The following is a 20100-nucleotide window of genomic DNA, read 5'->3' on the forward strand; positions in this document are numbered from 1 at the left end:
GTTTGGTGACGATTGCTCCGACAAAACCGTTCTGACAAACAGCAGCTTCACGATTAATTAAACAGCGATTCTCCTGAAAGCCCCTGTTTCTCTAGAATTAAGCGCAGACGCTTTAGAGCTTCAACCTGAATCTGCCTGACGCGCTCTCGAGTCAAACCAATCTCACGCCCCACTTCTTCAAGCGTACTGGTTTCATAACCTCTCAAACCAAAACGGCGTGCAACCACCTCACGCTGCTTTTCTGAAAGCTCACCTAACCAGCGATCCAGACTGTCGTTCAAATCCAGATCCTGAAGCAACACCGCAGGGTCTGCTCCTTTCTCATCAGAAATGGTATCCAGTATGGATTTATCCGAATCCGGCCCCAAAGGTGTATCCACCGAAGTGACTCGTTCGTTCAGTCCCAACATCCGCTTAACATCAGCCACAGGCTTATCAAGCAGCTCAGCGATTTCTTCCGGACTGGGGTCGTGATCAAGTTTCTGGGTAAGTTCCCGGGCAGCCCGGAGATAGACGTTAAGTTCTTTCACCACATGGATAGGCAAACGTATCGTTCGGGTCTGATTCATGATCGCCCGTTCAATGGTTTGTCGAATCCACCAGGTGGCGTAGGTTGAAAAACGGAACCCTCTTTCAGGATCGAATTTTTCCACCGCTCTGATCAGACCGAGGTTACCTTCCTCAATCAAATCCAGCAGTGTTAGCCCACGATTCACATAACGCCGGGAAATTTTCACCACCAGACGAAGGTTGCTTTCAATCATCCGACGACGACCCGCCTCAACGCCTTTACGAGCCAAACGGGCAAAATGAACCTCTTCCTCCGGTGTTAGCAGAGGCGAGAAGCCAATTTCATTCAGGTACAGCTGAGTTGCATCAATGGACTTGTAAAAGCCATCGTCTTCTTTGCGACGCGTAGAGGTCGTAGCTGATACTGGCGCTACCCGAGTTTTCTCAGGAGATGCCTGCTCCTCTTCGATTTCCGAAGATTCTTCAACTGCTTCCACCAGCGCTTGTTCGGAAGAAGAATCATCCCCCTCCGAATCAAACCCATCCTGTCCCTGGATTACATCGTCAGCATAACTGCTTAGCTCTGCGTCATCCCTCTTCGATGCCATAAGAGTATGTCCTATCGGAAATTCCCACACTATGCCGGGCAGCAAATCTGCACCCGCACCCGTGAGATCCCTCTACCACAACCGCCGTTATCCTTCGTAATGAATCAACGTTTCGGCAGAAACCCCATAGGGTCTACCGGCTTGCCGTCCCGTCTGATTTCAAAGTGAAGCTTGGGTTCTGTTGTTCCTGTAGAACCTATTTCGGCTATCTTCTGGCCCGCTTTAACTGAGTCTCCCTCACTGACGAACAGATCCTTATTGTGAGCGTAAGCACTTAGATAGCTACTGTTATGTTTTAATATGATCAGCCTGCCATAACCAGACAGGTCGCTCCCTGCGTATACCACTTCACCATTGGCGGCTGCCTTTACAGGCTCTCCTAATTTGCCGCTAATATCAATCCCCTTATTAACCGGGGATCGAGTCGAATAAGCAGCAACCACCTTACCCTTCGCAGGCCATTGCCAGCCATTAAATGCTGCCGTTGGACTCTTTCTGGGCGGAGACACCGGTGTTGGTTTATTAACCGGTTTGACAACAGAAGGTCGAATTGGTTTCTTTTTTGGTGGAGTGGATTTTGCAGTCACTAGAGGATAGTACTTTCGTGCTGATAAATTAATCCTCTGCCCAGGGTAAATAGTATAAGGCGAACGTATGCCATTATTACGCGCTAACTCTTTGAAATCCCTACCATAACTCCAGGCAATAGAATAGAGTGTCTCACCGGTTACGACCCGGTGAGAACCTGAAGTAACTTTTGGAGGCGACCTTAATTCTTTCACCACTACGCGAGATGGATCGTGACTACACCCTGCCACAAACAGGGTAACCGCCCCGGTAAAAAGCAGAAAAAGCATTTTTTTTGAGCAATCACTCATTTTAATTTGAGCGGCCTTCCATAAACTCAACACTTTATCTACTCCGCCAACCTCGTCTGATTTTTGAAGAAAATTATCGATAATCGGAATAATAATAAAAATGAACAACAAAAAATATCATATTGATTTATGAAGTTTTACCTGTAACAGCTCAGCTCTCCGTGTTTTTTCCACCAAACCATTCGATGGTCGCAACCAGTACAATGGCAGCGATCATCAAAGCAAAGGACTCCAAAAGAAAAGCTGGATGGCCTGTCACCATTTCATAATCAAAAGGTGAGATATTCACCTGAACCAGTGGCACTTCTGATCCAGAGCTATTGACCCGGGTACTCAGGGTTTCTTTCCAGGGCCATACTTTGCCCAGCGCCCCCAGCATTAACCCGGTCAACAAAGCAATCGCCAAGTCACGATGACGCTTCAGCAACCATGAAAGTACATGGGAAAAACTTAACAGACCACCAATGCAGCCTGTTCCAAAAATCAGCAGAACCCCTAAATCCAAAGCTTTAACCGCTTCAATCACCGGGCTATACAACCCCATGAGCAGTAAGATAAAGCTACCAGAAATACCTGGTAGAATCATCGCGCAGATGGCAATGGCTCCGGCAAAAAACAACGTCATCGGTTCCGGCTCAAGACTGGTAGGCGATAATACGCCAATACCATAGGCAATCAGAACGCCCATCACCAAGGCAACCATTGTCGGCCCATGCCAGTGACTGACCTGACGAATCATATGCAAGCCCGAAATCAGGATCAGACCGAAAAAAAAGGCCCAGAGCATTTCCGGATAGCTGGCTAAAAAATAGGTGATGACATGGGCAAACGAGAGAATGCTGCTCAGCACACCACCAAAAACACACAGTAGAAATGTGCCGTCTATATGCCGCCAGACACCGGTCACGCCTTCGCTGCGCAAAACGTTCAGCAATGATGGATTGACACTTTTCAACGCATTCAGCAGGCGATCATAAATACCGGTAATAAAAGCAATTGTTCCCCCGGAAACCCCGGGCACTACATCCGCAGCCCCCATCGCCATTCCTTTGGCAACCAGCGAAAAATGGGTAGCAAATTTCGTCATACCATGACCTTTAATAAACACACTTGGGAACTGTCACAAAATAACTGTCACTCTTAACCAGAACCGTTTTTCGTTTTCCGTTATCCGTAAAAGCCTTGCTGTTTGTGCTTTTACGGATAACGGACAACGGACAACGGTAAACACTTCTCTGAGTAGTGAAGTTATCCAGGGACAGTTCCTTAGCTATAAAAAATAAGAACAAAACGCCGAAGCTTTCAGCGCACAACACCGGCAAGCAATGGTACAAAACGCACCGGCTCGAGCACTTTACGACGATACTCATCATCCTGTCGGGTCACCAACACCAGCTTCTGTTCGCCATCATGGCCAACAGGAATCACCATACGACCACCGTCTGGCGATAACTGGCTTAACAACTCTTTGGGAATATCCCCGGGTGCGGCCGTCACAATGATGCCATCAAAAGGGCTTTCGGCTGGCCAGCCCATACCGCCATCAGAATGCCGGAGCCTTATATTGAGCAACGACAAGCGACTTAAACGCTGACGAGCCTTTTCCTGTAGAGGACGAATCCGCTCCACAGAAAACACTCTCTCCATCAACTTTGCCAGAATGGCGGTCTGGTACCCTGAGCCAGTCCCCACCTCAAGCACTTTTTTCAACGGGCCCTGCTCAAGCAACGCTTCAGTCATTCTTGCGACAATATAAGGCTGTGACAGCGTCTGATTATGACCAATAGGCAGAGCGGTATCTTCATAAGCTCGATGCGCCAGCGCCTCGTCGAGAAAAAGGTGACGTGGCACTTGTCGTATAGTATCCAACACTCGGGTAGAACAAATACCCTGCTCTTCCAACCGCTGAATCAGACGATCCCGGGTTCGACGAGACGTCATGCCAATCCCTGCAAGTTCCAGATCCTTTGTCATGGTCATCTCATTGCCCCAACCCAATCCTCCAGTAACGACAAAGTACTGTGGCCCGTCTTGTCGTACTGCAATGGTGTAATAGAAACATAACCGGCACCAATCGCATGAAAGTCGGTACCTTCCTCTGCAATTCTAGGATTACCCACACCACCAATCCACCACACGGTGTGACCTCTGGGATCGCTGAGTTTGGTTGGCGGCAGCGCCGGGTCCCGATGACCAAGGCGGGTTATTTTCATACCTTGCAGTTCATCGTAATCGCAGGCTGGCACATTCACATTCAGGATAGTGCCCTCTGGCAATTGCAGGGTATCCAGTCGAGTCATAATGTCGTGTAATACACGAGCCGTGGTTTCCAGATGTCGATCTTCCCGCCCACAGGAGGAGATGGCAATGGCATTTTTTCCAAGCATTCGACCTTCCATGGCCGCAGCCACGGTGCCAGAATACAACACATCATCCCCCAGATTGGCGCAGTTATTAATACCAGACACCACCCGTTCCGGGATTTGTTCAAACAGGCCGCTGATAGACAGGTGAACACAATCTGCCGGCGTGCCATTCACACTGAAAAAACCATTGTCGTGTTCTTTAATGCGTAACGGTCTATCCAGGGTCAGGGCATGACTTTGACCAGAGCAATCATTGTCCGGAGCAACGACGATGCAATCACCAAACTGTTTCATTACCCCATAAGACAGCGCCAACCCTTTTGCGGTGACACCATCATCATTGGCGAGCAAAATGGTCATGATCCCTGAACTCCCTGATCCGTATTTTCAACGTATGCCCTGTCCTGTTCCTGACAGAGCAAAACCTCTCTTAACACGGTGGTGGCAAAGCAACCCTTTGGCAGACGAAACGATAACTCTAAGGTTCTGTCGTCTTTCCAATCCCATGTCATTTGCTCAGGTATCAACCGGTTAATACGTCGTTCCTGATTCAAACCCGCGTTTTCAAGCCCATCACAAAGTGCTGCGTAACCACTGGCCACCGATTCTTCAAAGGACTTAGCCTCATCCGCCACTTTGAGCATTCCCCTGCCCCACAGTGGCGATGTTGGGCTTAACTTGCCACTGTTCAGGCGCGCCATGATATCGTCATCTGCCGCATCAAAAATCAAACTACCACTGTCTGGAAAACCCAAAGCATCACCGGGCAGATATTGATTCCAGAGTTGCTGTTGAACCTTTTCCGACAAAACCCGATTGAATAACCAGGACCGTGCTGCGGATAAATAGACTGATCGCTTGTTGCGCTGAACACGAAATTTACCGGCCATCATGGCTGCGGCTTTTTCGATATTCCGCCCTTGATGACCAAACCGTTGCTCACCAAAATAATTAGGCACACCGGCCTGGGCAATCTGTTCAAGTCGCTCTTCCACTCGATCTCGATTCGCTTCAACCTCACGTAACGTGATACAAAAACCATTGCCTTTTAATGCGCCGGTTTTCAATTTTTTACGGTGTCGGGTCTGCTTTAAAATCCGAATAGCATCACTTTCAAAACCGCTCCAATCCGGATCAGCCATTCCCGGCAACGTGACACAAAACCATTGACGTGTAACCCCATGGCGATCCTTGCGCCCGGCATAACTGATCGACTGTCTTTTAACTTTTGCATGTCTTGCCAGTAAATCCGCCACCCAATCTGTATTATCACCTTTCTTTTCGATCAGCAGAAAAAGGTGCTCACCCTCACCTTCCGGCTCAAAAGGAAGGTACTCATCAACCTGAAAATCTTCATGACAGGACTTGAACTGACAACTACCCAGAGGACCACCAAAAGCATGATGCCAATCAATAGAGTAATCGGCATGCACCGGTACATCTGCATCCATTTATATGCACTCAAAATGTAATTTCGAAAGAAGTAACCATACCTTTTTTAGTACGGTTAGAGAACGCCCCTTAGTGAACATGGGGCGTGTTTTCCAACAACGTTTGAAAAGAGAATCTGATTATACAATTATGAAGGGAATCAAGATGTACTGGAAGTCAGTAAAACCACCGCATGGGCTGCAATACCTTCTTTTCGGCCAGTAAAACCAAGCTGCTCGGTCGTGGTTGCTTTGACATTGATCAGAGAAACGTCCAGCTCCATATCCTCACTGATATTTTTACGCATTTGATCAATATGCGGTGCCATTTTCGGAGCCTGGGCAATAATGGTACTGTCCACATTCACCGGCGTGAGATGGTGTTTTTGCAGCAGCTCAACCACATGCCTGAGAAGTTTGCGACTATCAATCCCTTTGAAGCGCTCATCCGTGTCTGGAAAGTGCTTGCCGATATCACCGAGGCCAGCTGCACCAAGTAACGCATCACATAATGCATGCAACAGTACATCGCCATCAGAGTGCGCGATTAACCCCTGAGGGTATGGAATGGATACGCCCCCCAGAACAACATGATCGCCTTCACCGAATTTGTGAACATCAAACCCATGACCAATGCGCATTAATGCCTCCACTAAGACATTTCTAATAATTTCGATTGCTGTTCGATATATAGAGAAGCTAACGCCAGATCAGTTCCCCGGGTGATCTTAATATTATCCCCATGGCCTTCTACCATGACCGGCTGACTGCCTGAATATTCGATGGCACTGGCCTCATCGGTGACGGGCATATTGTCATCAAGCGCTTTTTTCAGGGCATCGCGGAGCATGCTGAAACGGAACATCTGCGGTGTCATGGCATGCCAAAGCCCCTGGCGATCCACCGTTTTATTCACCACGCCATCGGCACTGGCGGCTTTGATCGTGTCCGTCACTGGCACTCCCAGCAAACCTCCGACGGGATGATCCTTTAATTGACCCACCAGCAAACCCAAATCAGACCAACGAATACAAGGGCGTGCCACGTCATGAACCAGCACCCAGTCGTTTGGTGCCGCAAGATCCACCAGCTCCTCTAAACCTTTTAGCACCGAGTGGTAACGTTCACTGCCGCCTTCGGCCAGAAGAATCCGAGGATCTCTGGCAACATCCAGCCTGTGGTAGTACTCATCATCACGGTCTACCACCACCACGATCTTTTCCAATAACGGTTTCTTGTCGATAGAAAAGCCCAGCAGGCGCTCAAGAGTGTGCACCATAATGGGCTTGCCATGAATATCGAGATATTGCTTAGGCATATCCGCATTCATTCTGCGCCCAACACCTGCAGCTGGCACTACCGACCAATAACGAACAGATTCCATGGTTTACTCACTACCCATCAAGGCAAGGATTTTTAATCCTTAATCATAAATCAGAAAGAACGTCTCATCACGCCGAACCATACCCAGTTCCTGCCGGGCTCTGGATTCAACGGTTTCCATCCCCTGCTGCAGTTCAACTACTTCTTTAGCCAGCTGGCGATTACGCTGATACAAACGCTCGTTTTCTAACCGGGATCGATCCAGCATCTCTTCCTGAGTAATCAGCTCAGCCACACTGCCCTCGCCAACCCAAAGCCGGATTTGTAGATAAACCAGTGATAGCGTTAAAAAAACAACGACCCATTTCTTCATAATGCTGTAGCGAATTAAAAAAGAGATTATCAACCAAATAAGGGATTAAAGGCAAAGGTAAGAGAATGAACTTTCTCCTGGAATACTCGCTGCGCATTCATATTGCTCCATTTTCTAACACCGCAGTAGGGCAACCTATTCTCGGTCAGCCTCCTAGCTCTGCCCCCATAAAGCAGGCGTAAACGTTAACTCTGGCATGCCCATACTCAATATAAATGAATATTATCCCTAAACCATAAAATGTTAGCTAAGCTGCCGTACTGGTCAGTTAAAAGCGCCATAAGTACCCGGCCATATGGAATCGAATATTTCTGGCTTGTTGATCAGGTTCTCTGCAAGGCGCAACGGCGGGAGCATAGCGAGCTATGTGACCAGAGTTGCAACGCAGTCAGAGGGGCTGATCAATGAGTCAGAAAATATGGTTGGGTACTTAAGGCTACGATCTCGTATTAACTGAACAGGGCGTAAGTATAGAAATTTCAAGACTGACTACCAGTAGGCTCATACACGTATCAGCGAGGAAATCATGAACAAAACACTACCTTTGAACGGAATAAGTGCTTTCTCATACTCTTGGAATACCTATAAAGACACAACTGCTCTAATGCGCCTGCCAATAGCAATTTGGGGTGGCGCTATGGGACTGCTTGGAAAATTCCAGGTTAGCGTAGATCAAGCCACTAAGTATCTTCAAACCCCTGACAACACAAACACTTTCTCCTACAAACCTCTTCTCGACGTTCATCCGCGCGAAGTTTATCGGCATAACATTAAAGAAAGAGGTGTAATGCTTATGCCTGATCCTCTTAATACTTTTCAGGGTGAGAGAACAATACTCTCCGAAAGTTACAGGCCGATAAATCGAAAAATAGCTGAGCTAAACCCAGAACTGAAAGTCAGTGCTAAAGAGGTTGAAAACTTGGAATACCGCATAGTGGCTGATGAAAAAAAAGTAATCCAAAAGCTTGCTAAAGCAAAAACAGCCGCTCTACAGGCCGGAACAACAGAAGCTATAGTACACTCGAATGATTACATACAAGGGGTGTTCAGAAACGACTCAATACACAACAAATTATTTAATGATCAACAGCAAAAAAATGGAAGCATAAAAGTCATGGATTCATATAATTACTCTAATTTTCATGATGTCCATTTCGATACACTCAAAGAGACACCTGAAGTTGCAGTAGCGCACTGTATAGGAAACCGAAAAACGATGGAGGACAACCATATTGCAGAACTATTTTCGGCAACGGTTAATGGAAAGACTGAACAAATTCAGGTGACCGGTGTATTCGATGGTCATGGATCCCGCACATGGGCTAATTATGCACCGAAGTACATTGTACAGCGCTTAAAAGAAACATTCGAACTTATCAATAATCCTAAAACCCCTACAGCAAACATCTGGAACGCCATTAAAATTGCTTTCGTGAATCTTGATCGAACGCTGGAAGAAGATTACCCAGACGATTACTCAGGAACAACAGCAAACATTGCCATCAAAATAGGCAAAAAACTATGGATCGCCAACCTCGGCGATTCCAGAGCAATACTGGTAGGTTCGGGGGGGCCTCATGGCTCATACACCCAACTCAGCGAAGATGCTAAACCCACAATTGAAAAGTATGCGTCATCTGTGCTTAAACGGGGGGGATTTATTTCCAAAGCCAGTCAAAGCGACTACCAGAGAGTCAACGGGGTATTAACAACTACAAAGTCGCTTGGCGACAACGATAAACGCCATGGCGGAACCGTCAGCGCACGACCTACAATAACTTGCTATGAAGAAGGCGAATACAAGGACAAGGCACTCGTTCAGGTATGCGACGGTGTTACGGATGCAGGCATTAGCGAGTCTATCGGACACGCCGTCAACAATGATTTAACCAACGGCAACTCCCCGGCGGTGACTGCCGCAAGGCTGGTTAGTCGCTCAGTTGACGGCATGTCAACAGACAACATGACCGCAATGATTACACTACTGTAAACAGCCTCTGGGTTAGGCCTTATAAGCACCCAAACAACAAGGGAGGCTGAACACCTCCCTAAAGCAGTTAACCACATGAAATCATATTTTCTGACTAAGTGTACATTCGCTCTCCTGCGTTACAGCTTTGGTCAAATAGCTACCACCCACAGGGCCGTAAAAGCTATGCTCTCTACGTTGTGCCTTGCAGGAATTGCCCTTAAATAACTTAACCATTTTGAACTCAGTTTCCCTTCACCCTGAGCCTGTCGAAGGTTGCTGCCAACGGACTTCGACAAGCTCATTCCGAACAGAAGTCTATAAAATGTGACAGTTATTTCGTGACAATTCCATAGGCCCACTCTGCCAGAAATATTCGATTCCAAGTGGCCAACTACTTATCTTTTAACGCGCCAATCTATTATCAGGCACGCTTAAATTCAGCAATACCACGATAAGGCGCTTTGCCTGCAAGCTGCTCTTCAATACGGATCAGTTGGTTGTACTTGGCAACACGGTCAGAGCGGCACAGAGAACCGGTCTTGATCTGGCCAGCACAAGTACCCACCGCCAGGTCAGCGATGGTTGCATCTTCCGTTTCACCGGAACGGTGAGAAATCACCGCGGTGTAACCGGCGTCTTTCGCCATCTTGATCGCTTCCAGCGTTTCGGTCAGGGAACCGATCTGGTTGAACTTGATCAGGATAGAGTTAGCGATGCCTTTATCGATGCCTTCTTTCAGGATCTTGGTGTTGGTGACGAACAGGTCGTCGCCTACGATCTGGATTTTGTCACCCAGAATCTTGGTCTGGTAGGCAAAACCGTCCCAGTCAGACTCGTCCAGACCATCTTCGATAGAGATGATTGGGAATTCTTCAGTCAGTTTCGCCAGATAATCAGAGAACTCGTTGGAGGTGAAGACTTTGCCTTCGCCTTTCAGGTTGTACTGGCCATCTTCGTAGAATTCGGAAGCCGCACAATCCATCGCCAGAGTGATGTCTTTGCCCAGAGTGTATCCTGCAGCAGCCACTGCTTCTTTAATGACAGCAAGCGCATCGGCGTTGGACGCCAGGTTAGGCGCAAAACCACCTTCGTCGCCTACTGCCGTGTTCAGGCCCTTGTCAGAAAGCACTTTCTTCAGAGCGTGGAATACTTCAGCACCCATGCGCAGCGCTTCCGCGAAGTTAGGCGCGCCCACTGGCTGAATCATGAATTCCTGAATGTCGACGTTGTTGTCAGCGTGCTCACCGCCGTTGATGATGTTCATCATCGGAACCGGCATGGTGAACTGACCAGCAGTACCGTTCAGCTCAGCGATGTGAGCATACAGAGGCATGCCTTTATCAGCAGCAGCGGCTTTGGCAGTTGCCAGAGAAACCGCCAGAATGGCGTTAGCGCCCAGCTTGGCTTTGTTGTCAGTACCGTCCAGATCGATCATCTTCTGGTCCAGACCACGCTGGTCGTTAGCATCGAAGCCCAGCAGCAAATCACGGATAGGGCCGTTAATGTTACCAACAGCTTTCAGAACGCCTTTGCCCAGGTAGCGGGACTTATCGCCGTCACGCAGTTCGAGGGCTTCGCGGGAACCAGTGGATGCACCGCTGGGAGCACAGGCAGTACCAAAGGCACCAGACTCAAGAATGACATCAGCTTCAACAGTGGGGTTACCACGGGAATCGAGGACTTCACGAGCCTTGATTTCTTTGATAGCGGTCATGGGGACACTCCGGGTGAGAATTCGGAAATTTCAATTCGTAAGCGCTTCTCGTTAACGCAAAGAAGCGTGAAGTGATGCATAAGACAGCGTAGCAGTATTTTCACCGGTCTATTTATTACCGATCGATTACCGATCCATTACGCTTAACAGTCACTTCAGGTTACCCGCTTACTCGCGACAGGGCAGAATAAAAACCATCCGGCGTTTTACGGAGCCAGATAGTAAAACATCATTTTTTCTGCACTGTAGACTGATAGAAGCCTAAGGCGCATCAGCAAGCATCGCAGTGCAGTAAAAACATCCTGCGAATTATTGAAGCATCATTGCGGGAGGCGTCACTATACCATCGGAAATTCCTGTGTCAAAGGCTACAAAAAAACCCGCCAAACCGCACCACAGTTGAGTTTGAGCACTTTGTGAAACTTTTTGTTATAAGCCATTCATGCTGTGTTTTTCTGTGTGAGAAGCGCATCATAAAATGCGAATATTAAGTACCCAACCATATGAAATCATATTTTCTGACTCATTGATCAGGCTCTCTGAATGCGTTGCAACTCTGGTCACATAGCTTGCTATGCTCCCGCCATTGCGCCTTCCAGAGAACCTGATCAATAAGCCAGAAATATTCGATTCCATATGGCCGGGTACTTAGACGTCAGTAAATGATTACCTGTTCATTTAAACCCAGGGGTTCTTACCTACCTTTGCAGCAACAGACGTATTTGATGCACGAAAGTTTTCATTATTTCTTTTGATAAGCTCGCCGGTTGGCACCACCCCCTCACTCACATCTTGAGCTCTTTTTTTATCATCAGAAGCATTACTACCGATATATCCGGTGGCTTTGTCATTTTTTTTTGGACAACAACCACTTTCAATTATCGAGAGCTTATGAATGAACCCCTCTTTCATTGTCACATTCAAAGGATTTAACTGCCCCACCGCCTTTTTCCCCTCACGAATATACTTGCACATTGTTTCCGAACACTTTTCCTCTTCATTCCGAACACTACGATTATTCAGCTCCTGACTTCCGCGTCCCATATTCTTACTACTGTTATTTGAAGCATGCATAAGACTATTCATAAGAATTTCTGAAAGCGCTATAAATCCTTCAAGCTCTTTGGTCATCTCAATCCTAGTAGCCTGCTCGGCATCTAAGCAACGTTGCGTATTTTCCAGCCTGCTTTGAAGCTCTTGAATCTCTCGACCTTTAAGATCACAGGCATTCAACAATTTAACACTCTCATCAGGAACAGAGCTCACTAGCCCCTCCCCTGACGCACATGCATAAACAGAATGGCCACAAAATTGACAAGCAATAGATTTATTTCTTTTACTGGAGCTATTACCGACTCCGCCCTCAATAGGGGCCAACGGAATAAAATTTAAACTGCGAGCAATAACACTATCCATAAATTTTCCTATATTCTATACATAAACTGTCCAAGGCGTATTACTCCAGCTTATAAATCGCAGTACCAAACACGGAAGTTGACTTGCCTGAGCACCATTAAAAAAACCCCAAAGTCGGGGTTTAACAATTGGAATAACTGGTCAATTAACTAATTACTTGTTTTATCTCCGAAGAAACGCTAAATACTTCTCAAGGAAATCCTGATCACAGATCACATATCTGAACTTAATGTTAGAACCTTTGTCTCATCCAATAGACGCATTTAATCTGATATAAACAGAGGTTTTCATATGTTAAACAAACTTAGTAAACACTCAATTCTGCAAGATATCATTGCGATGGAGCTAAACGCTCAAAAACATGAAAACGGCAATAAAAAAGCGGGGCTATTCAAGGGCAAAGTTATTGTTGGAGATCCTAATATTGACCCAACTTTTGCGACCTACGCACATGACCTCCAAGAATATTTTGATAAAGAATATTCTTTAGTTTATGACACTAACTGCACAATCAACCAAAATATAATGACATTTATGCGTGAACAAAAGAAGACAAAAACACCCATTCAAAACCCTACTAATTTCACTACCTCACCTATTGCTCAAGACTTATCCCTGGCCTATATGAAGGAAGCAAAAATCAATGAAATAATGGCGCACGCTTTATCTTTACCAGAGGAGGAAAAATCAGCATACTCTCTTACCTACGAGGAATACAAAGCATTAGCTGATGCTAATCCTAAGCTTGTTTTATCCACTGAAATCAATCAACACAATGTCTGCTCCGCTTTAATATTGTTCAAGTTAGAGCATGACAAACTGTCCTCTAAAACCTTTAGCTCAGAAAATAATAATCAGCCGACTGATGATTTGACATATGAGTCAGATGAAGACAGCCAGATTCAACGTTTGTTACCTACAGAGTTAATCCCCTTACCAAATCCAGTTGGACCTCAACTACCAAACCAGCAGCTTAAATGCTGGCTAAATTCTGCCTTTAATTTTCTTATGCTAAAACTTGAGACTCATTCTATACCTGAAATATTCGGATTAACCGCAGACACCCAAGCTCAAAGGCAAGCGCTTAACGAGCACATTTCAAAGTTAAACACCACTTTAAAGGGCTTTCAAAGCAACTATCGGGCAATAACAGAAGGAACAGTAAATGCATCATCATTAGAGTCCGATCAATTAACCATTCTCAATGACTTTAAGAAAGCTACAGCTAATTGCCCCGAAAATCATGCATTGCAGACATTTTTCTCTTCCGAAAATTATGATAAGCAACAGGATGCATCTGAATTTCTCAACCTTTTATTTGATTTACACAACATGAGACTGGCAGGAGAATTTTCACTATCAAGAACTGCCACACTTTCTACAGAATATCAGGGAACCACCCTACAGAAACAAGCTGGAACCGCAAATCAGTTTGCTTTAGTACCAATAGAAATCCTCCATCAAACTTCCAATCAAACTAACAATTCAATCACCATGAATGATTGTATTAATCAAAGCGGGAATACACAGGTTAATGTTAGATGGACTCCATCTGAGCACAGGCTTCATAATGACACTCTGAACCTTTCAGCGACACAGAATTATCAATGGAAAGGTCAGCTGGATAAATTAAAGTCCATTAGTTTCTCTCTGGGAGTTTTTGATTACGATATTGGTAAGCAGCAACGAGTCAAGCGGGATAAAATAGCACAAAAAATATTCAACCACGAAAATCCGACTATTCAATTCCCTGTCACAAATGACGTTGATGGTCGAATATATAACGTACATGGGCAATTAGTATCATTAATCTGTCATCAGGGGGAATCCCCTGATAGCGGTCATTACATCACCTTGTCATATGAAACCGATGGCAGTGTGATCGTCAGAGACGATGAAGTTGTCTGCAAGCTATCGGATTATGTGACCTACAAACAGCGGCAACAAGGCTTTGAGCCATCAGATTGCATTAATTCAGTGTATGAGTTTCTAATAAACTTCGGGTTTGCACCTTACATAGCCGATTATAAGATCGTTGATAAAACCCCTGCTTGAGCAGGGGTTTGCTATTTACGCTGTTTCTATGACCCTATTTACACTCAGGCAAAGCCAACCAAGTGAGCACCCACCACCACAAAGCTGGCCAGCACAAACAGAAGCACCATAAAACGCCAGACAAACTTTGCCCAATCGCCCCAATCTATACGACAAACGCCCAGCGTTGCCATGAGTGAGGCGGAAGTGGGCACAATAAGATTGGTAAAACCATCGCCTAGCTGGAATGCCAGCACCGACACCTGTCGGGTAACACCGGCAATGTCCGACAACGGCGCCAACAATGGCATCGTCAGTACTGCCTGACCAGAGCCAGAGGTCACAAAGAAGTTAAACCCGGATTGGAAGACATACATCAACCAGGCGGACGCAGCCCCCGGAAGACCACTGATCAAACCACCAGCACTGTTAAGAATACTATTCAGAACGCTGGCATCTCCCGTGTTACCACCGCCCAGCATCAGCAAAACGCCTTTGGCAAAACCCACTAATAGAGCAGGCGCCAACATGACGCCAGCGCCTTCTTTAAATGCACTGGCGACGTCGTTCAATGTCATGTCGTTCAAACGAAAGGTAACCGCAATCAGCCCTGCCACCAAACCCATAGTGAAGAACTGGGAAGCGATTTCACCGATATACCAGGCATGAACAATCACACCCCATACCACCCACACCATCGTGGCAGCCACTGTCAGCAAAACCAGGGTGTCGCCCATGTTCCAGCGGGAATCCACAATGTTCAATACTTGATTGCGAAAGTAAGCATCTGAACGACGACTGTAAGATGACTCCGGATCTTTTTTGATCTTCGCTGCATATATCATCGTAAACAGGATGCCAATCAGGGTAAAACCAAGCCACATCACCACACGGAACGTCATACCCGACAGCACTGGCACACCCGCAATCCCCTGGGCAATGGCGACGGAGAATGGGTTCATCCACGACGTACCAAAACCAATTTGAGTCGCAACGTAGGTCACCATCACGGTGGTGATGCCGTCATAACCCAAACGCACCATCAACGGCACGATAATAATTGCAAAGGCGACCGCCTCTTCCCCCATGCCAAACACAGCACCGCCCAGGGAAAACAGGAAAAACAGCACCGGAATAAACAGCGCTTCACTGCCTTTGGTTTTTTCAATCAATCGCAGAATGCCGTTATCAATAGTGCCAGTGCGCATCACTACGCCAAAAGCACCACCGATCACCAACATAAACATAATGACGCTGACTGCAGAACCTGAAGACAAACCTGCAAAAGCAAAGTTCATCAGCCCCGGCTCACTGCCAGTAGCAAACAGACCAACGGATTTGTAAATCTCTTTACCAGCGTCGTCAGTGGCATAGGCAAAGGAGTCTGGGTCAATCACAGTTCGGACTTTTTCGACACCGTCTACAACATAAGCAACCTGCTCGCTGGCAAAATTGCCAACAGGAATCAGGTAGGTCAGTAATGCAGCAAAAACGCCCACAAAGAAAATAAGAATCAGGGTGTCGGGCATCTGCCAGGATGTTGAACGGGGAACTTCTTGGGAAGGGTTCTGGGCAATTACTTCAGCCATAAATCTCATCTATCGACGTCAATTATTTGCATAGAATTTCATATATGGCGAATAAATAATCAATAGGTATAAATAACGCATCCTTTATTTCATTGACTCGACTCAAGGTTCAGGCATCATTCTCTAATGATTTGCTAATGACTTTCTAATAAAAGGTGTGATGTGGATTCAATCACTCAGGCAGCTCTTGGCGCCACCGTTGCTGCAGCATTTGCGGGTAAGCGATGCAATGGCAAAGTACTTCTGGCTGGCGCCCTGCTGGGAACACTCCCGGATCTGGATGTTCTGATCAATTATGGCGATGACATTAGCAACACCGTGAAACATCGGGGCTTCTCTCATTCGCTTTTTGTCCTGCCGATTTTCTCATTGTTTCTGGCATGGGTAATTCATTATTTCAAACCAATACAAGAATGGTCGTTCAATCGCCTCGGCCTGATGATAATGTCCGTTTTGGTCACCCACCCATTATTGGATTACTTCACCACGTATGGAACTCAACTGACCTGGCCAATACCCGGTTACTATGCACTATCCAGCGTATTTATCATTGATCCGCTTTACACGCTGCCATTATTGATCGGTGTTGGCTTTGGTTTGATAACACCGAAAAAAGCTGCAAAGAGCAGTGTTATCGCTCTGTTTATTTCAACCCTTTATCTCGGCTGGAGCCTGGTTGCCCAGCAGAAAATTCAGCAACGGGTAGACGACACTGTACAGACTCTTGCCTGACCAACAGAGAGCGTCTTTATCACACCTTCTCCTCTAAACACACTGCTTTGGCGAGTAGTGGTATTGGATGGCGACAGTTACTGGGAAGGACTTGCTTCTTTGCTGGATAAGGATGCGGAAGTGCGTTTTATTCGCCAACCCCGCGGCCATTGGCCAATGAAGGAAACACCAGAACAACTCATCGATCTGCAAACCTTTTCTCAAAACTATCTCAGCTACCGGGAAGACAACGGTCAGTTAATTGTTTCTGATCTTCGCATGGGAATGGCCGGCAACCTTGCCTTTCAGTTTGCTTTCGCAGAACGGAATCTGGAGGGGCAATGGCAACTTTATCAGACACCCGTCCGCTATAAAGGCATCAGCCTGGAAGGCGACTACGGCAAGTTAATTGAGCGTCTGCTCGGCAATGCAAACATTGATGCCAATCTTGGCATCTGCGCTCAGTGCACAACCATCGCAAAGTAATAAAGACGGATATAAAAAAGCCATGGCGGTAACCATGGCTTTTTGGGACACAATTTCAACAAAATACTCAGTGAGTATCCAGCTCTTCAAATGACTTCACCAGATCATCCAGTGCTTTAATTTGCGCCAGGAACGGCTCAAGCATGGAAAGGCGCAGAGCAGAAGGCCCGTCGCAACGAGCGTTGTCCGGGTCCGGATGGGCTTCCAGGAACAAACCTGCCAGACCAACACCCATGCCCGCTCGAGCCAGCTCAGTCACCTGATGACGACGACCACCGGAAGCCGCACCCAGTGCATCACGGCACTGCAGAGAGTGGGTGACGTCGAAGATCACCGGTGCGCCACCGCTGACCTGCTTCATGGTGTTGAAGCCCAGCATATCGACGACCAGGTTGTCATAACCGAAGTTCACACCGCGTTCGCAGAGAATCAGACGATCGTTGCCCGCTTCACGGAACTTGTCACAAATATTACCCATCTGCCCCGGGCTCAGGAACTGGGGCTTCTTGATATTGATAACCGCACCGGTTTTCGCCATGGATTCCACCAGGTCCGTCTGGCGCGCCAGAAACGCAGGCAGCTGAATCACATCCACCACTTCTGCCACCGCCTGACATTGTTGCGGCTCGTGCACATCGGTAATGATCGGAAAACCAAACGTCTCTTTCAGTTCCTGAAACAGTTTTAAGCCTTCTTCCAGACCCGGCCCACGATAAGAGGCGATGGACGAACGATTGGCTTTATCAAACGACGCCTTGAAGATATACGGGATGCCGAGTTTTTCAGTGACCCGAACATACTCTTCGGCAATTTTCATGGCCAGATCACGGGATTCCAGCACATTCATTCCGGCAAAAAGCACAAAAGGCAAATCGTTTGCCACTTTGATGCCGCTTACATCAACCACTTTGTTGTTCTGCATTTCTACAGCCTTAATTCTGTTGAAAAATCAGTGTTATCAAGATTTGTGCTTAAACGACAGTGCCGCATTAATAAATGCGGTGAACAAACCGTGACCATCGCGCGGTGTTGATGTGAACTCCGGGTGGAACTGACAGGCAACAAACCATGGGTGATCTGGCACTTCGATCATTTCAACCAGAGAGTTGTCTTCAGAACGACCAGAGATCACCAGACCGGCTTTTTCCAGTGCTTCAACATAGTTGTTGTTCACTTCATAACGGTGACGATGACGCTCGGTGATCACGTCCTTACCGTAGGCCTCATGAGAGTGCGTGCCAGCAGTCAGATTACAGTTCTGCGCACCCAGGCGCATCGTACCGCCCAGATCAGACGCTTCATCGCGTTTTTCAACGCTGCCGGCTGCGTCAATCCATTCGGTAATCAGACCAACCACCGGATGAGCCGCCTGGCGTTCAAATTCGGTACTGTTGGCACCTTCAAGGCCAGCCACATGACGGGCGTATTCAATCACCGCCACCTGCATACCCAGGCAGATGCCCAGATAAGGAATCTTATTCTCACGAGCGTAACGAACCGTGGAAATTTTACCTTCCACACCACGATGACCAAAACCACCCGGTACCAAAATGGCGGACACCCCTTCCAGAACCGACAGGCCTTCCTGCTCAATGGTTTCAGAATCGATGTAACGAATTTTCACCTTGGTGCGGGTTTTCAAACCTGCGTGCTTGATGGCTTCAATCAGGGATTTGTAGGCATCCAGCAACTCCATGTACTTGCCTACCATGGCGATGGTGATTTCCGTGGAGTAATTGAACTCACGATCCACCACATCATCCCACTCAGACAGATCAGCCGCCTGACAACCCATATTGAAACGATCAACAATCAGCTGATCCAGGCTTTGCTCATGGAGCATACGGGGGATTTTATAAATGCTGTCGGCATCTTTCAGCGAGACAACCGCACGCTCTTCCACGTTAGTGAACAGAGAAATCTTACGACGGGCAGAAGCATCAATATGCTCTTCGCTGCGACACACCAGAATATCTGGCTGCAAGCCAATAGAGCGCAGTTCTTTAACAGAATGCTGAGTCGGCTTGGTTTTGGTTTCGCCAGCGGTTTTGATGTAAGGCACCAGCGTCAGGTGCATCAGCATGGCACGCTGGGAACCCAGTTCTACTTTTAACTGTCGGATGGCTTCCAGGAACGGTTGGGATTCGATATCACCCACGGTACCGCCCACTTCTACCAGGGCGATGTCCGCATCGCCAGCACCTTTGATCACACGACGTTTGATTTCATCTGTGATGTGCGGAATCACCTGAACCGTGCCACCGAGATAATCACCACGACGTTCTTTACGGAGAACATCCTGATAGATACGACCAGAAGTAAAGTTATTACCCTGCTTCATGGTGGTGCGGATAAAACGCTCGTAGTGACCCAGATCCAGATCGGTCTCGGCGCCGTCTTCCGTCACAAACACTTCACCGTGCTGGAAAGGGCTCATGGTGCCCGGATCAACGTTGATGTAAGGGTCCAACTTGAGCATCGTCACCTTAAGACCACGTGCTTCAAGGATGGCAGCAAGGGATGCCGATGCAATGCCTTTGCCCAATGAGGAAACAACACCGCCGGTGACGAAAATATAACGCGTCATGCTAACCTGCTTTGAAATATAAAACTGACGGGGGAACTGTTTTCAGCTCAAAAACCGCGGCTGAAAATAAAGTCTCAAGATGGGGGATCAGGATACCAAAAGC

The 20100-nt window shown here is 47.1% G+C and carries 18 protein-coding genes; 4 read left to right on the forward strand and 14 right to left on the reverse strand.

Annotated features, from left to right (window positions below; all coding sequences use genetic code 11):
• Nucleotides 1-53 precede the first annotated feature (53 nt).
• The 9 genes from rpoS to Q1B11_RS03185 form a co-directional block, all read right to left on the reverse strand.
• Complete coding sequence (gene rpoS, locus Q1B11_RS03145; protein WP_299727277.1) at nt 54-1118, reverse strand: RNA polymerase sigma factor RpoS; 1065 nt, start codon at nt 1116-1118, stop codon at nt 54-56.
• A gap of 104 nt (nt 1119-1222) precedes the next feature.
• Nucleotides 1223-2104 carry a peptidoglycan DD-metalloendopeptidase family protein gene (locus Q1B11_RS03150; RefSeq protein ID WP_299727280.1) on the reverse strand — a complete coding sequence of 294 codons (882 nt, stop codon included), beginning with the start codon at nt 2102-2104 and terminating at the stop codon, nt 1223-1225.
• A 43-nt stretch (nt 2105-2147) separates the two neighbouring features.
• A complete protein-coding gene (locus Q1B11_RS03155) occupies nt 2148-3083 on the reverse strand; it encodes a DUF368 domain-containing protein (protein ID WP_299727283.1) in 936 nt (311 codons plus the stop codon).
• Between the two features lie 215 nt (nt 3084-3298).
• On the reverse strand, nt 3299-3970 hold the full coding sequence (locus Q1B11_RS03160) for a protein-L-isoaspartate(D-aspartate) O-methyltransferase (protein ID WP_299727286.1): 672 nt from the start codon (nt 3968-3970) through the stop codon (nt 3299-3301).
• Between the two features lie 2 nt (nt 3971-3972).
• Nucleotides 3973-4722, reverse strand: a complete 750-nt coding sequence (gene surE / locus Q1B11_RS03165) for a 5'/3'-nucleotidase SurE (protein ID WP_299727289.1) — start codon at nt 4720-4722, stop codon at nt 3973-3975.
• The gene (gene truD / locus Q1B11_RS03170) at nt 4719-5813 is read right to left on the reverse strand and encodes a tRNA pseudouridine(13) synthase TruD (protein ID WP_299727292.1); all 1095 of its coding nucleotides are present in this window, start codon (nt 5811-5813) and stop codon (nt 4719-4721) included. The genes surE and truD overlap by 4 nt, the downstream gene beginning before the upstream one ends.
• Nucleotides 5814-5953: 140 nt before the next feature.
• Nucleotides 5954-6433 (reverse strand): 2-C-methyl-D-erythritol 2,4-cyclodiphosphate synthase, encoded by a 480-nt coding sequence (gene ispF, locus Q1B11_RS03175; protein WP_299727295.1) that lies wholly within the window; start codon nt 6431-6433, stop codon nt 5954-5956.
• 11 nt (nt 6434-6444) lie between these two features.
• Entirely contained in the window at nt 6445-7176 is a 732-nt protein-coding gene (ispD, locus tag Q1B11_RS03180) for a 2-C-methyl-D-erythritol 4-phosphate cytidylyltransferase (protein WP_299727299.1), read from the reverse strand.
• Between the two features lie 39 nt (nt 7177-7215).
• Entirely contained in the window at nt 7216-7488 is a 273-nt protein-coding gene (locus Q1B11_RS03185) for a septum formation initiator family protein (RefSeq protein WP_299727301.1), read from the reverse strand.
• A 526-nt stretch (nt 7489-8014) separates the two neighbouring features.
• On the opposite strand from Q1B11_RS03185, the gene Q1B11_RS03190 reads away from it, so the two are divergent.
• The gene (locus Q1B11_RS03190) at nt 8015-9478 is read left to right on the forward strand and encodes a PP2C family protein-serine/threonine phosphatase (RefSeq protein WP_299727303.1); all 1464 of its coding nucleotides are present in this window, start codon (nt 8015-8017) and stop codon (nt 9476-9478) included.
• A gap of 403 nt (nt 9479-9881) precedes the next feature.
• Here the strand turns inward: Q1B11_RS03190 and eno are convergent, their stop codons facing one another.
• Together eno and Q1B11_RS03200 are read right to left on the reverse strand one after the other, a co-directional pair.
• A complete protein-coding gene (eno, locus tag Q1B11_RS03195; RefSeq protein WP_067586656.1) occupies nt 9882-11174 on the reverse strand; it encodes a phosphopyruvate hydratase in 1293 nt (430 codons plus the stop codon).
• Nucleotides 11175-11852: 678 nt separating this feature from the next.
• A complete protein-coding gene (locus Q1B11_RS03200; protein ID WP_299727388.1) occupies nt 11853-12590 on the reverse strand; it encodes a hypothetical protein in 738 nt (245 codons plus the stop codon).
• 291 nt (nt 12591-12881) lie between these two features.
• Here Q1B11_RS03200 and Q1B11_RS03205 point away from each other — a divergent pair, with 291 nt between their 5' ends.
• A complete protein-coding gene (locus tag Q1B11_RS03205) occupies nt 12882-14645 on the forward strand; it encodes a ubiquitin carboxyl-terminal hydrolase family protein (RefSeq protein ID WP_299727391.1) in 1764 nt (587 codons plus the stop codon).
• 44 nt (nt 14646-14689) lie between these two features.
• Here Q1B11_RS03205 and yfcC read toward each other — a convergent pair whose 3' ends face one another.
• Entirely contained in the window at nt 14690-16213 is a 1524-nt protein-coding gene (yfcC, locus tag Q1B11_RS03210; protein WP_299727394.1) for a putative basic amino acid antiporter YfcC, read from the reverse strand.
• 162 nt (nt 16214-16375) lie between these two features.
• On the opposite strand from yfcC, the gene Q1B11_RS03215 reads away from it, so the two are divergent.
• Together Q1B11_RS03215 and Q1B11_RS03220 are read left to right on the forward strand one after the other, a co-directional pair.
• The gene (locus Q1B11_RS03215; RefSeq protein ID WP_299727397.1) at nt 16376-16945 is read left to right on the forward strand and encodes a metal-dependent hydrolase; all 570 of its coding nucleotides are present in this window, start codon (nt 16376-16378) and stop codon (nt 16943-16945) included.
• Between the two features lie 63 nt (nt 16946-17008).
• On the forward strand, nt 17009-17410 hold the full coding sequence (locus Q1B11_RS03220; RefSeq protein WP_299727400.1) for a hypothetical protein: 402 nt from the start codon (nt 17009-17011) through the stop codon (nt 17408-17410).
• A 67-nt stretch (nt 17411-17477) separates the two neighbouring features.
• Here the strand turns inward: Q1B11_RS03220 and kdsA are convergent, their stop codons facing one another.
• Complete coding sequence (gene kdsA, locus Q1B11_RS03225; RefSeq protein WP_299727403.1) at nt 17478-18332, reverse strand: 3-deoxy-8-phosphooctulonate synthase; 855 nt, start codon at nt 18330-18332, stop codon at nt 17478-17480.
• Between the two features lie 36 nt (nt 18333-18368).
• Complete coding sequence (locus Q1B11_RS03230; RefSeq protein ID WP_299727406.1) at nt 18369-19997, reverse strand: CTP synthase; 1629 nt, start codon at nt 19995-19997, stop codon at nt 18369-18371.
• Between the last annotated feature and the right edge of the window lie 103 nt (nt 19998-20100).

Source organism: uncultured Endozoicomonas sp., from assembly GCF_947495845.1.
Lineage (GTDB): Bacteria > Pseudomonadota > Gammaproteobacteria > Pseudomonadales > Endozoicomonadaceae > Endozoicomonas.

Excerpts from the sequence above, each read along its gene's own strand:
- ispD (WP_299727299.1), bottom strand. The coding sequence starts at position 7,176 with ATGGAATCTGTTCGTTATTGGTCGGTAGTGCCAGCTGCAGGTGTTGGG.
- Q1B11_RS03205 (WP_299727391.1), top strand. The coding sequence starts at position 12,882 with ATGTTAAACAAACTTAGTAAACACTCAATTCTGCAAGATATCATTGCG.
- ispF (WP_299727295.1), bottom strand. The coding sequence starts at position 6,433 with ATGCGCATTGGTCATGGGTTTGATGTTCACAAATTCGGTGAAGGCGAT.
- rpoS (WP_299727277.1), bottom strand. The coding sequence starts at position 1,118 with ATGGCATCGAAGAGGGATGACGCAGAGCTAAGCAGTTATGCTGACGAT.
- kdsA (WP_299727403.1), bottom strand. The coding sequence starts at position 18,332 with ATGCAGAACAACAAAGTGGTTGATGTAAGCGGCATCAAAGTGGCAAAC.
- Q1B11_RS03160 (WP_299727286.1), bottom strand. The coding sequence starts at position 3,970 with ATGACAAAGGATCTGGAACTTGCAGGGATTGGCATGACGTCTCGTCGA.
- surE (WP_299727289.1), bottom strand. The coding sequence starts at position 4,722 with ATGACCATTTTGCTCGCCAATGATGATGGTGTCACCGCAAAAGGGTTG.
- Q1B11_RS03185 (WP_299727301.1), bottom strand. The coding sequence starts at position 7,488 with ATGAAGAAATGGGTCGTTGTTTTTTTAACGCTATCACTGGTTTATCTA.
- truD (WP_299727292.1), bottom strand. The coding sequence starts at position 5,813 with ATGGATGCAGATGTACCGGTGCATGCCGATTACTCTATTGATTGGCAT.
- Q1B11_RS03190 (WP_299727303.1), top strand. The coding sequence starts at position 8,015 with ATGAACAAAACACTACCTTTGAACGGAATAAGTGCTTTCTCATACTCT.
- yfcC (WP_299727394.1), bottom strand. The coding sequence starts at position 16,213 with ATGGCTGAAGTAATTGCCCAGAACCCTTCCCAAGAAGTTCCCCGTTCA.
- Q1B11_RS03155 (WP_299727283.1), bottom strand. The coding sequence starts at position 3,083 with ATGACGAAATTTGCTACCCATTTTTCGCTGGTTGCCAAAGGAATGGCG.
- Q1B11_RS03230 (WP_299727406.1), bottom strand. The coding sequence starts at position 19,997 with ATGACGCGTTATATTTTCGTCACCGGCGGTGTTGTTTCCTCATTGGGC.
- eno (WP_067586656.1), bottom strand. The coding sequence starts at position 11,174 with ATGACCGCTATCAAAGAAATCAAGGCTCGTGAAGTCCTCGATTCCCGT.
- Q1B11_RS03200 (WP_299727388.1), bottom strand. The coding sequence starts at position 12,590 with ATGGATAGTGTTATTGCTCGCAGTTTAAATTTTATTCCGTTGGCCCCT.